Source organism: Pseudomonas libanensis, assembly GCF_001439685.1.
Taxonomy (GTDB): Bacteria; Pseudomonadota; Gammaproteobacteria; order Pseudomonadales; family Pseudomonadaceae; genus Aquipseudomonas; species Aquipseudomonas libanensis.
Genome location: NZ_JYLH01000010.1, coordinates 1 through 13,262, shown reverse-complemented (window position 1 = coordinate 13,262; position 13,262 = coordinate 1). Strand labels below are relative to the sequence as shown.

7 protein-coding genes and 1 pseudogene are annotated in these 13,262 nt (G+C 60.6%); 1 reads left to right on the top strand and 7 read right to left on the bottom strand.

Annotated features, from left to right (window positions below; all coding sequences use genetic code 11):
* Nucleotides 1-47 precede the first annotated feature (47 nt).
* Nucleotides 48-995, bottom strand: coding sequence for a TauD/TfdA family dioxygenase (locus TU73_RS16290; protein WP_057013091.1), 948 nt, complete (start codon nucleotides 993-995; stop codon nucleotides 48-50).
* 148 nt (nucleotides 996-1,143) lie between these two features.
* Here TU73_RS16290 and TU73_RS28390 point away from each other — a divergent pair.
* Nucleotides 1,144-1,239, top strand: a pseudogene (locus tag TU73_RS28390) (DUF3077 domain-containing protein); the annotation flags it as partial.
* A 160-nt stretch (nucleotides 1,240-1,399) separates the two neighbouring features.
* Here the strand turns inward: TU73_RS28390 and yfiB are convergent.
* The 6 genes from yfiB to recC all read right to left on the bottom strand — a co-directional run bounded on the left by yfiB (nucleotide 1,400) and on the right by recC (nucleotide 13,050).
* Nucleotides 1,400-1,891, bottom strand: coding sequence for an outer membrane lipoprotein YfiB (gene yfiB / locus TU73_RS16285; RefSeq protein ID WP_057013090.1), 492 nt, complete (start codon nucleotides 1,889-1,891; stop codon nucleotides 1,400-1,402).
* 4 nt (nucleotides 1,892-1,895) lie between these two features.
* Nucleotides 1,896-3,158, bottom strand: a complete 1,263-nt coding sequence (gene dgcN, locus TU73_RS16280; protein ID WP_057013089.1) for a diguanylate cyclase DgcN/YfiN — start codon at nucleotides 3,156-3,158, stop codon at nucleotides 1,896-1,898.
* Nucleotides 3,155-3,721 (bottom strand): regulatory sequestration protein YfiR, encoded by a 567-nt coding sequence (gene yfiR, locus TU73_RS16275; RefSeq protein ID WP_057013088.1) that lies wholly within the window; start codon nucleotides 3,719-3,721, stop codon nucleotides 3,155-3,157. Before yfiR ends, dgcN begins: the two co-directional genes overlap by 4 nt.
* Before the next feature lie 142 nt (nucleotides 3,722-3,863).
* Nucleotides 3,864-5,933 (bottom strand): exodeoxyribonuclease V subunit alpha, encoded by a 2,070-nt coding sequence (gene recD, locus TU73_RS16270; protein ID WP_057013087.1) that lies wholly within the window; start codon nucleotides 5,931-5,933, stop codon nucleotides 3,864-3,866.
* The gene (gene recB / locus TU73_RS16265) at nucleotides 5,930-9,601 is read right to left on the bottom strand and encodes an exodeoxyribonuclease V subunit beta (RefSeq protein WP_057013086.1); all 3,672 of its coding nucleotides are present in this window, start codon (nucleotides 9,599-9,601) and stop codon (nucleotides 5,930-5,932) included. Before recB ends, recD begins: the two co-directional genes overlap by 4 nt.
* The gene (recC, locus tag TU73_RS16260) at nucleotides 9,598-13,050 is read right to left on the bottom strand and encodes an exodeoxyribonuclease V subunit gamma (protein WP_057013085.1); all 3,453 of its coding nucleotides are present in this window, start codon (nucleotides 13,048-13,050) and stop codon (nucleotides 9,598-9,600) included. The genes recB and recC overlap by 4 nt, the downstream gene beginning before the upstream one ends.
* Nucleotides 13,051-13,262 lie beyond the last annotated feature (212 nt).

The following is a 13,262-nucleotide window of genomic DNA, read 5'->3' as shown; positions in this document are numbered from 1 at the left end:
CGGCTTATGGCGGATATGGGAGGACTTACGTTATGAACACGAATGCATCATGGTTTGCGTAACCACATCCGTAGCATATAACGATTCAGATCACTCAAAGGCTCAGCATCATTGATCTCGGAGCGTGGAGCATTCATATCAATGAAGTGCGTGCGCGTATGGAGAAATTTGTTATCGGCCGAAATAAGCACTTGCCCTGGCTCCAGCAGTACTCGATGCTGAACTGATGACTGATCGAGAACAGTATCCAGAAAGTCCAGTGCCTGGGTTTGAGCCACGGTTAAAGGCACTCCTGCCTTAAGGTGAGCTGACTCAATGTAGACTCGAAAGTACCTGATCAGTGGAATACCTTCACTGGAAAAGCTCAGGATGGGGGCTTTAAACAGTTGCTCATCCTCTGACATGCCGCGATTCTCAAAAAAGAAGTCGCATTTGAGCGCTTCCAATACCTCTGGGAACGCCATCAGCTCCGCGTATACCGCGCTTGCATCGATGAGAATGCTCTCACCTCCTAAAAGCGCTTTCTGTCCACAGGCCAGGATCAAGTAATCGATAGGCAGCGGGTCGCTCACACCATCGTTATGTACGTAGGCGCCCTGACGGGTTTGATGGTATCTCGCACCCTCCTCGATGCTTTTGCCGCCTCGGTCATAAACCTCAATAACTTTATGACCAAGATGATTCTGCATCATTGGCACACCGAGCAAGGAACCGAATGTCCATATCAGAGATTTGAAATTTGAAAGTTCATCCACCTTAAAGCCATCGAGAATCAAGACATGACTTTCATGATCGATCATGTTTCGTATTCTATTCAGCTCCTCGCTCAGCACGCTTGACTGTAGAGGATTGATGTAAGCGACCTTGGTATCGAATCTAACACCTTGACTTCCAACCTCGAATAATTCTCTTACCGTCAATAGCTCAGCAAATGCATCTTTTGAAAGCCTGACTTTAGATACTTCCTGGCGAAAATTACTGACATTTATATTCATCGCAATCCTTTACGGTAGTTACTTATAGCGTCCATTTAACTAAGCCCACCACTTGCGAAAAAGCGAAACTTCATCAGCCCAGCCATTAAAATTCGTCATGACAGGCCTTTCCTACAGAGAAAACTCCTAATGGTCGTTGGTAGGTTTTCGCGGCGAGCAATACGCATGGGACGCGCATTATCTGTGTGAGATGGGCAAGGCCGTGGTGGATGACTTGACGCAGACGATGACGCCGCGCTGTTAAGCGGAAACTCCCGCGAGCAGACCGCAAAACAAATGTGGGAGGGGGCTTGCTCCCGATGGCGGAGTGTCAGTCACCAGTTGTATTGGCTGACACACTGCTATCGGGGGCAAGCCCCCTCCCACATTTTGAATGTATTTCAGGTTAAGGCAGGTGAATTGCCTTAGTCCGCGATCACTACAATCGAGACCCGGCGATTCTCGGTTCGGCCTGCCGTTGTCGTATTCGATGCCACCGGCTCGCTGCTGCCCAGGCCGCGCAGTTGGATATTTTCTTCTTTCATTCCCACGCGGATCAGCACCTTGCCGACGCTCTTGGCGCGGCGCAGGGACAGCGCCACGTTGTAGGGTTCTTTACCGGAAGCATCGGTGTGGCCGTCAACGCGCACGCGCTCAATGCCTGCACCAACAAGGGCGCTACCGATGCGCTCAACGATGTCGGTGCTGGGTTTGTTGAGGGTTTCGACGTCGCTGCCAAACAGCACTTTGCCAGACAGGCCGAAGGCCCAGCCCTCATCGGTCAGCTCGAAGCCTTGTTGTTTGAGCACCGCGACTTGCGCCGGGGTCAGGCCCTTGGGCGGTGGCGTCTGGCAGCCGCTGAGGGCCAGGAAGGCAACGAGTAAAGAAATAAACAAAACGCGCGTGTTAGCGAACAAGGGATCAACTCCTGTGTTGAACGTTGACGGCGGGGCGCTCCGACTCCGCCGTTTGCTGGCCGCCCGAGGACAGTCGTTTGGCCTGGTACATCGCCGCATCGGCGGCGTTGAGCAAGGTGCCGGGAGTGGCGCCATGATCGGGATAGATGGCAATGCCGATACTGAGGGAGGTCAATACCTGAGTGTCACCAGGCAGTGGGATCGGCACGTCCATGCTGGCAATGATCTTGTCGGCGATGCGCTGGGCGTCTTCGGCCTTGTGCAGGGGCGCCAGCAACACCGCAAATTCATCGCCACCCAGGCGCGCCACCAGGTCATCTTCACGCAGTTGCGCACGCACGCGGTCGGCAACGGCTACCAGTACGGCATCGCCGGCGGCGTGGCCGAACCTGTCGTTGATGTCTTTGAAGCGGTCACTGTCGAGAAACAGCACCGCCACTTGCTCGCTGACCTTGGCTGCGCTGCGCAAGGCACGGATCAACCGGCCTTCGAAGAACGCGCGGTTGGGCAGGCCGGTGAGGCTGTCGTGGCTGGCCTGGTGAGCCAGGGTTTCGTTTTCGCTTTGCAGGTGGCTCTGCCAGGCTTCCATCTCGCCGAGCAAGGCGTTGAAGTCGCTGCCCAGGCTGTCGAGTTCGGCGATCTGCGCGGAGGGAACGCGGCGGTCGAAGTCGCGCTCGCTGCGGGCCGCGTGGGCCACGGCGGCCAGGCGTTGCAGTGGCACGGTGATGCCATTCAACAGACGCCGCGACAAGTGCAAGGCCACCCAGGCGCTGAGGGCGGTGCAGATCAGAATCCCGACCAGACCGCTGAGCAAGAAGCGCAACAGGCTGCCACCGTGGCCGACCAGGTGGATGCTGCCCACGGTTTGCCCTTGGCGCAGGATCGGTTGGCTGATGGGCTGTTCAAGCAGGGCGTGCGCTATCTGCAGCTCGACCCGTGACAACATGCCGGTTTCCGGGCGTACCCATCGCGCCAGCAACTTGCCGTTGATATCGAAAACTTCCGCCTGGGCCACCTCCTCGGTGGAGGCAATCAGGCTCAGGGCTTCGGTGGCCGCCGCGCTGTCATTGAACACCACCGCCGCTTCCACGGTGTAGTTGATGGAACGGGCGATCAGGTGCAGGTTGTGCTCGGCGTAGACCCGTAGGGCAAGTACGCCGAGCAGGGTCAGGGACACACTGGCCAGGGTGACTGCCACCAGAGCCAGGATCATATGCCCACGGGCAATCACCGAGCGCAGGGTCGGCCGCACTTTAGTGCCGCTCATGACCCAGGCGCTCGACGGCGAGATAACTGCAACACGCTGGGGTGGATGCGCACGCCGCTGCGGGCGACGGAATCCAGGTTGACCTCGAACGACACTTGCGCATCGCTCACTCGCAGGCAGAACAGACTGCCCACCGTGCATTGGTCGCCACCTTCGCTGATGCTGAGTACCGGATGGCCAATCAGCGAGGTGAACAAGCGGCTGCGTTCGTCCGCGGTGAGCTTGCCGATGTAGACGGCGTCGCAGGCGTTGACGATGTCGGGATGATCGACCAGCAGGCGCCGCACCAGCACCGGACGGCCGGTAGCCTGGGTGGTGCCTTTGACCAGGTCGTCTGTGTATTGGGTCGGCCCGACAACGCACAGCCGCAACTGCGCAGGCTCTACCGGCCATCGGGCGTAGCTGAGGATACCGAGCACCACTTGGGTAACCGCCTGGGCACGCTGCTCGGCAAGGCTTTGGGTCTGTGCCCATAGAGGCGTCACGAGCAGGCACAGAACCGCCACCAGTAACATGCGTCTCCAGCTCAAACTACGCTCTGTGGGCGAGCCAGCCACGTTCATGCAGCAATTCTCTCAGGTAGTTTCCAAAGTGATGCCGCAACGATAGCACAGCGGCGGAAAACCCCACGACACACGGTTTGCGCGGGTCGCACTATTTTTTCAGAAAAATCAGGCAGCTGAATAAGAAATATTACATGACCTATCAGTCAGTTTCTTCAGGCACGGCGTCCAATTCCAGCATCAGCCCGCTCAAGCGCTTGACCTTGCGGCGCACGGCCTCCTCAAACACGCCAGCCCGGGGCTCAATCAGGCTGAACCAGCGCTTGGCGCGGGTAATACCGGTATAGATCAACTCTTTGGTCAGCACCGGATTGAGCGCATCCGGCAAGATCAGTGCGGTATGGGTGAACTCAGAGCCCTGGGATTTGTGTACGGTCATTGCGTACACGGTTTCCACGTCATTGAGCCGGCTGGGCAACACAAAGCGCACGCCGCCCTGGCCATCGTTACGCGCAAAGGCCACGCGCAGCACCTGGGGGCCACCGTCGCTTTCGGGCAATTTCAGCGCGATGCCGATGTCGCCGTTCATCAGCCCCAGGCCGTAATCGTTACGGGTCATCAGCACCGGGCGGCCTTCGTACCACTGCTCGTCGCCTTCGATCAGGCGCACTTTGCGCAGCGCCGCGGTGATGCGCAGGTTCAGCCCTTCGACGCCCCAAGGGCCCTTGCGTACGGCGCAAAGCAACTGGAATGCGTCGAAGGCTTGCAGCAACTGTTGCGCCCAATGGGTCCAGGCAGGGTCATCCCGCCGCGTATCCAGCGAGGGACGTGCCGATTGCAGCAGGTTCAGATAGTAGCGATAACCTTGGGCACCCTCGCCCTGACCGTCCAGGACCAGGCGCTCAAGGGCGTGGTCATGTTCACCCTTGAGGCTGACGCAGAAGAGGTCGTCGTGGCGGCGTGCGGCCAACAGCTGGCGGGCCTCTTCGGCGTTTTGCTGGTTGACCCAACGCGCCAGTTGGCCGATGCCGCTGCCCTCACCGAAGCGGCGCGAATAGCGCAGCATCACGACTTGCTGAGCCAGGGGATGGCTGCCATCGAGGTCTTCTTGCAGGCCACTGGTGCTGAGGTCTTCACCGCTGACCGCTTGCAACCATTGGCGCGTGTGCGGGCTGTACCAGCCGGCTTCGGCATCGCGGCACAAGTCGCCGAGTACGGCACCTGCTTCCACCGATGCCAACTGGTCCTTGTCGCCCAGCAGTATCAAGCGTGCATGGGCCGGCAAGGCGTCGAGCAGGTTGGCCATCATTTCCAGGTCGATCATCGAGGCTTCATCCACCACCAGCACATCCAGAGGTAACGGGTTACCCAGGTGATGACGGAAATGACGGGTTCCCGGCCGGCTGCCGAGCAGACGATGGACAGTGGTGACCTGAGTGGGAATTTTTTCCCGCACGTTGCCGGCCACTGTCAGCGACAACACTTGCTGGCTGATGGATTCGGTCAGGCGCGCGGCGGCTTTACCGGTCGGCGCGGCCAAGCGGATACGCAACGGGCTGCCGGACTCGACGGCGGGCGCTTGCAACAGCGCGAGCAGGCGCACCACCGTGGTGGTCTTGCCGGTGCCGGGGCCGCCGGTGACGATACTGAATGCGCCGCGGGTCGCCAGGGCACAGGCGAGTTTTTGCCAGTCGATCACGCCATCCGGCGCCGGTTGATCGAACAGGCGATTGAGGCGTTGCGGCAAATCGTCGGCAACGCTTTCCACGCTCGCAAGACGCTGGCGCAAGGCATTGTCGATACGCCGTTCGTAGGCCCAGTAGCGGCGCAGGTACAGGCGCTTACCGGACAACACCAACGGTCGGCTCTGGGCGGCTGCGCTGCCATCGACCGCCAGCGCGACCAGTTGGCTGGACGCCAGGGCATGACACCAATGGGCACCGTCCAGGCCATGCAGCAACTGCGATGGCAGCAGCATGGCGCCGATGTGCTGGTCGCCCTCAGGCGGCAGCGACAGGGCGAAGTCCGGGGCCTTGAGGGTTTCGAACAAATCCAGACAGACGTGACCATGACCCAGTTGATGGCTGGTCAAGGCCGCCGCCAACAGCACCAGGGGATCGGCCTGGGAATCAAGCTCGTACAGGAAGCCGACGAAGGCTTTGTCCAAGGCGCGCAACCAGCCACGGTCGACCCAACGCTCCAACAGTTGCAGCAGGTCGGCGGCGCGGCTCAGAGGCGTCAGCTCTTCCAGCGGTAACGGCGACAGGTTCATAGCAGCACTCCTTGTTCCCAGGCGGGCTCAACCTTGGGCGGGATAGGCTTGCCCTGGAACAACAGGTCCAGCCCCTCGATCAGCTCACGGGGTGGCCGGGTGAAATATGCGCCCTGGCTCACCGAATGGGTACCGCGCAGGAACAGGTACAGGGCGCCGCCGAGGTGCTGGTCGTAATCGTAATCCGGCAAACGCGCCTTGAGCTGGCGGTGCAGGGCCAGCAGGTACAATACGTATTGCAGGTCGTACCGATGCTCTAGGATCGAATGCTCCATGGCATCAACGGTGTAGGCTGAATCGTCGGGACCGAGCCAGTTGGATTTGTAGTCCGCCACGTAGTAGCGGCCATTGTGCTCGAACGTCAGGTCGATAAACCCCTTGAACATACCGTTGAGCAACACCGGCTCAGCGGCCACACGCGAGACACCGCCGTGGGTGTGCTGGCATACCAGCTTGTCGAGGGCAAGCACATCGACCTTGTGGCTGGCGAACCAGAACTCCATTTCAATCTGGTACTGCTTCAGGCCGCTGAGGGTGACGTGGTCATTGCACAGGGGCAGCGGCGTTTGCAGCAGATGGCCCAGCCAGCCGCTGAGGGTGACGATCCAGCCCTCCCAGTTGCGGCGATTACAGCGTGCGCCCACGGCTTTTTCGATCGCCTCAGGCGTCACGTTGAAACTCTCTTCACCGGCCCACTCCAATAACCCGTGAAGGAAGGTGCCTGGATTAGGGCCGCGTGGGAAACGGTGAATGTCACCGCCGGACGCCACCACTTCCCGTGGCGCATCCGGGTCGAGGCGTTCGTCGTCGAACAGCTTCTGGGCCTGTGGGCTTTCCGGTGCTTCGAGGCTGGCGGCGCTCATGCTGTCGCCAATGCGCAAAGCGCTGTAGGACGCGATCCACCAGTTTTCCGCAGCCTTGCGTTTGGGCAGCAACGGCGCCAGCAGAGTCGCTTCATTGCGTGGCGGGTGGAACAGGATGTCTTGCGCATCTGGCACAGGTGCATAACTGATGGCCGGGCAGCCTTGCTGCAAGTCCGACAGCCAGCGCGCCAGGTCGGCGGATTCGCCTAGCGACGCACCGGCCCCCAGCAGATAGCCCAAGGCCGAGAGGTGCAAAACCGAACTGCTGTTATTGCCGCGCTTGAGGTCGGCGATGCCCAGCCAGCACGCGTGTTTGGCGCGGGTCAATGCCACGTAGAACAAACGCAGGTCTTCGGCCAGGCGCTCATCATCGGCCTGGGCAATCAGCTCGGCCGTCGGCCGCAGGCTCACTTGGGACTTACCCTGCTCATCGTGGTAATGCAGCGGCAAGCGACTGCCATCCACCGGTTTGACCGAGCAGATGAACGGCAGGAACACCAAGTCGTACTCCAGGCCTTTGGATTTGTGGATGGTCACCACCTTGACCAGTTGTTCATCGCTTTCCAGCCGCAGGATCTGCTCTTCGCCAGCCTGGCCCGACAGCGCCAAGTGTTCTGCCAAATGACGGATCAGCGCCTGTTCGCCATCGAGTTCCGATGCTGCTTGTTGCAGCAACTCACTGAGGTGCAACAGGTTGGTCAGCACACGCTCGCCATCACCGCGGGCGATGAGGGTTTGCGGCAACTTGAAGTCGTGGAGCAGGCGGCGCAGCATCGGCAGCACGCCTTGGGTACGCCAGATCGAGCGGTAACCCCGGAACTGCATGACGCGGGCTTCCCACGCCAATTCGTCCTGGTTCAGGCGCTCCAGTTCCGCCAACGACAGGTTCAAGGTGACGCAGGCAAGGGCAGCGCGTAGCGGGCGCTCGACATCCGGCTCGGCGCACGCCTTGAGCCAGGCCAACAAGTCGTGGGCTTCCTGGGCGGCGAACACCGAGTCTTTATCCGACAGGTACACGCTACGCACGCCACGGCTGGCCAATTCAGCACGTACGGCCTGGGCTTCCTTGCCGTCGCGCACGAGGATGGCGATGTTTGAGGGCAGCACACCGGTGAAACTGTCTTTCGTGACAAACCCCGCCGTGCCTTGCTGCCCGCCATTGAGCAGCGCGACGATCTGCGTGGCACAGGCAGCAGCCAGTTGTTGGCGATAAAGCGCGTTGGACATTGGCTGGTCGGTGGGCAGGTGCCAAAGGTTCATGGCCGGCAGCGTCTGGCCGTCGACCTGCAACTGTTCTTTGCGACCCTGGGATAATACCGGGTGGAACGGCACCGGATTCTCGCCATTTGGCTCGCGAAACAGGAACGCACCCCGGCCGGTTTCAGCCCGCTGGAACACGTGGTTCACCGCCTCGACCATCGCATGGCTGGAACGGAAATTGGTGCCCAGGGTGTGATGGCGGCCGGTAGTGGACTGCCGGGCGCGCAGGTAGGTGTAGATGTCGGCGCCGCGAAAGGCGTAGATCGCCTGCTTGGGATCGCCGATCAGGAACAGTCCACTGTCGAGGTGGTTTTCCTCGATGCGGTAGATGCTGTCGAAGATGCGGTATTGCACAGGGTCGGTGTCTTGGAATTCATCAATGAGCGCCACCGGGAATTGCTCACGGATCACACTGGCCAGGCGCTCGCCCCCGTCGGCTTGAAGGGCCGCGTTGAGGCGGATCAGCATGTCGTCGAAGCCCATCTCTGCGCGGCGACGCTTTTCTTCTTCGAAGCGTTTGCCGACCCAACCCGCAGCGTGTTGCAACACCGCCGCGTCTGGCGTTGGCAAGGCGTCGAGGCTGGCTTTGAGGCTGGCCATGGCCTCTATCCCTGGGTGCTGCGGCGGCTCACCTTTCCAGGCTTCGGCCATACCGTCGGGCGTCAAGCGCGTGAAGCCGGTACCGATGTCCAGTTGTTCCAAGGCTTCATCAGCGGCCCAGGCGCTGATCTTTTCGAACCAGGGTTCGAAGTAGCGCGCTTGCATCTTGCGACCATCGACCGCTTTGGCCGCTACAGCTTGCAGGCAGATATCCCGTAGCTCGACGGCCCATTGTTGCCAAGGCGCCTTGAGGCTTACCAGCGCTGCGCGACGTTCTTGCAGGCACGCGTTGATCAGTTCCGCCGGCTCACGACCTTCATCGGCGGGCCGTTCGCTGCCGAACAGCGCACGCACTCGCGGCATCAGTGCAGCGGGGCCGCCCCAATGGCTGCGCACCCAGTTGAGCGCGTCGTCGTGCATCGGGTAGCAGAACAGCCGCCAGTAGTCGCGCAGCACTTCGCCCAGCAGGTCGCTATGGTCGGTTTCCAGGGTCTGGGTGAACAGGCTGCCGCTGTCGAACGCATGTTCGCGCAGCATGCGCTGGCACCAGCTGTGGATAGTCGAGACGGCGGCTTCATCCATCCATTGCGCGGCGATGTCCAGACGGTTGGCGCAGGCGGGCCACTGCTCCGGGGGGTACTGATCGCGCAGGTCGGCGATCAACGCATCGGGCTGCTCGATTTCGTCGCGAAAAAAACGCGCAGCTTCGGCCAGGCGGATACGGATACGTTCACGCAGTTCCTTGGTGGCGGCGTCGGTGAACGTCACCACGAGGATCTGCGGCGGCAGCAGTTCGCGCCCGAAACCGGACTCATCACCGCCGTGGCCGAGCACCAGGCGCAGGTACAAGGCAGAGATGGTGAAGGTCTTGCCAGTGCCGGCACTGGCCTCGATCAACTGGCTGCCTTTGAGCGGGAATGCCAGGGCCAGGGGTTTGCCGATCATGCGCCGGCCTCCGCGCTGGAGAGTGATCGCCACGGGGCGTTGAGGAGTGGGCGATACAGGGTTTCGCACCAGCCTTCGAATTCTTCGCTGGCAACCAAGGCGGCGTAGTCGGGAAATTGCCGCGTGAGCGCGGGCGTCTCGCGGCGTTCACCGTCAGTGGTGATGCCGTCGCCTTCATAGGCCTTGCTGGCTGCGGCTTGGGCCTTGACGGGATCGGTCTGGCCGAGCCAGGCAAAGGCGGTTTTCACCGCGACGGGTAGCGGCGTGCTCATGCCGGTGTGCCAGGCCAGCAGCAGGTTGCCAAGGTTTTCCTGCGCAGTGAGCTTATCCAGCGGAGCCAGCAGCAAGGTATCGTCACTTGCCACCAGGCCGGTGCTCAATGGCAGACCGCAGGCGCAGGCCACCACATGATTGACCCAGGGTCGGATCAGGCGATGCCACTTGCGGGTCTTGATCGAGCCAATGCTGTTGGGGATGGTGGTGACGCTTAACAAACCACCATCACTGCGTCGATGCAGGCCACTGATCCAACCTTCCAGCTGGATGCCCTGATGCTCAAAACTGATCGGCTCTGCAACGGTATGCGGGGTTGGCCAAAGGGTCAGAAGGTGTTGATAGCGTTGCACCAGATCAGGCAAAGGCTCGATCAGCTCGTTACGCAGGCACTCACCGAAACCGACCATCGGCAGCAGTCCGCTGCGTTGCAGGCGCAGCGCCTGGGCATTGAGGGTCTGGTCGAGCTGATCAGGCTGTGTCAGTGCGGCGCTCAACAGACTGTCGCTGAGGCTGTAGCGTTGCAGTGCGTCCAGCACGAAGGGTTCTTCGTCGGAAAGGGGCACTTCGGCGGCTTCGAAGAACACTTTCAGTCGCTGGCTGAAGAAGTGTTTAACCGGATTACGTAGGAAGTCCTGTAACTGGCCGAGGCTCAGGGGCTCTTCCTGCTGGTGTTGCGCCAGGGCATTTTCTGGGCTCACGCCGACCGGCGCTTCATGCAACAATTGCCATTCGCGAGCATAGCTGAACAGCGGATCGCCTTCGTGGAAGTAGCGGGCACTGAAGGGCTGCAGAGGATGCTCCTGGGTCATTGCGTCAATAAGCGGTGTATCGGTTTTGGCGTGCTGCCAGCCGCTGGCGAGGTGATCGCGCAGTTGACCAATCAACACCGAGGCTGGGCGATCGCTGTTATCGCGGATGCTGCGCCCAACCCAGCTGATATACAGCTGGTCGCGGGCCGACAGCAGCGCTTCAAGCAGCAGGTAGCGGTCGTCTTCGCGGCGTGAACGGTCGCCGGGGCGGTAGTCGCTGCCCATCAGGTCGAAGTCCAGGGGCGGCTGGGCCCGCGGGTAATCGCCATCATTCATGCCGAGCAGGCAGACCAGCTTGAACGGGATTGCACGCATAGGCATGAGGGTACAAAAATTGACAGCTCCCGCGAGGAAGCGCTGGGATAGGCGCCCCTGATCCAGTCCGGCCAGCCACGCCTCACGAACCACGGTAAGCGGTAACTCATCCTGCAAGCCAACGGACTCGCAAGTTTCCAGCCACGTCTCTCTCAATTGTTCGAGCTGGCCTAACAGGTAGTCATCGTGCTCGCTACCAGGCAGGAAAAACAGCTGCATCAGGTGTTGCAGTCGCTCGCCCCAGGCCTGGGGGGAGGCGGGTTGGGACAACGCCTGGTGGGCATCGCTCAAGGCATCGAGCAGGGCGACTAGCGGGCCGATCAGTGCCGCATCGAGGCCGCCGATTTCGTCATAGGGCTCAATCCCATTACAGGCCGTGCCAGTGCCGACAGCGTAGCCCAGCAGCATACGGCGCAAGCCGAATTGCCAGCTGTTTTGTTCCAGTTCTGTAGGTAGGCCTAAACCGGCGCGTTGCTCGGCATTCAGGCCCCAGCGGATGCCGGCGCCTTCGATCCAACGATGCAAGGTGGGCAAGTCGCGCTCTTTGATGGCGAAACGTTCGCGCAGGGCGGGTACGTCGAGCAGGTCGAGGATCTCGCTGACGGGGAAACGGCTGTCGGGAAGTTTCAGCAGGTGCTCGACGGCGATCAGCAGAGGGTCGCGTCCGCGCTGGCCTTGGTCGGTAAGGGTGAAAGGAATGAAGCGTGGGTCATTTCGTTCGATCTGGCCGAAGACTGCGCGGATGTGCGGCGCGTAGCTGTCGACGTCGGGGACCATGACGATGATGTCCCGGGGGCGCAAAGTTGGGTCGGCACTGAAGCGTTGGAGCAATTGGTCGTGGAGGATCTCCACTTCGCGCTGGGCACTGTGGGCGATGTGGAAGCGAATCGAAGCATCGTGCTCCATGTCGACAGCGGGCCACAGTTCACGGGTTTCATTCAGCGGGCGCAGTTCGAGGATATCGTCCTGGAGCTGGTTGAGCAGCGTGGTGGGTTCACTGTCGCTGAACAGGTCGATGCGACCGTCACGGAATGCGGCGCGGTAGCTGTTGGGGTCATCGTAGCTGTCCAGCAGGCTGATGTAATCACGGCCTTGCTTGCCCCACGCGGCGAGCAATGGATGGGCATGCTGATGTAGGGTTTGGGGGTCGATGATGACCGGCATACCGGCTTTGCGCGCCTGGCGTTTGTATTCGTTTCGCAGCAAGTCCTTGTCGGCGACAATGTCGGACCAGTGGTGGCGGCAAGGGTTATGCACGCAAAGCAGGACCTGGCTGAAACGGGCCAGACCCGCCAGCGCTTCCAATGCCTGGGCCGGGAGCGATGAAATGCCAAAGACAATCACCCGGGAAGGCAAGCCGGACGGCGCTTCTTCAAGGTTGTTGATACGTTCGATAAAGCGTTGGTGAACGCCGGCTCGACTTTGGGCCATGCCCTCTGCTCCCACATCCAGCAACAACGCACGCCATAACTCGGCTTGCCAGCAATTGGCAGGGTCGAGCGGTTTGGATTCGCCTCGACCATTGCGTAGTTGGTGGCGGCCTGCGGCCCAATCCTCCAGCCAATCAGCGCGGTAGACCTGGTATTGGTCGAACAAGTCAGCCAGGCGCTCGGCAAGTTGGTAGCGTTTGCGCAGGTCGGTGTCTTGAGTCAAAAAACGTTGCAAAGGCTCGAAGTGCGGCTGGTCAATCAGCTCGGGCAACAGCCGCATGAGGCGCCAGGTCAGCGGAGCTTTATCGAGCAGGGACTTCGGTGGGATTTCTTCACGGCCCAGGACCATGCGGTAGAGCTGCCACATGAAGCTGCCAGGCAGTTGCACGTCGATTGCAGCAGCAATGCCACAACCGCCCATATCGTCTTCCTCCGGATCTTCGGCCAAGGCCAGCTTGAGCCATTGAGCGATACCGTTGCTTTGTACCAGGGCGATTTCGTTTTCCAAAGGCGCCAGTGGGTAGCGGCGCATCCAACTGACCACCAGGCTACGCAGTTCGTCCAGGCGATTGCCGTGGACCACCATGAATCCAGCGCTGAGGGACGTTGCGTCCGGCATAACGGTTTCCTTGGGAAAAGCAAAATCGAGGATGGACTTTAGCACTGTGGTGCACGGACCGGACACATGGCTGACAGGTGCGCGTGGACATCGTGGACACTTTCCAAGCGCCCAAAACAAAACCCCAACTGCTTTCGCAATTGGGGTTTCGGAATTTAATCTTGACGATGACCTACTCTCACATGGGGAAACCCCACACTACCATCGGCGAT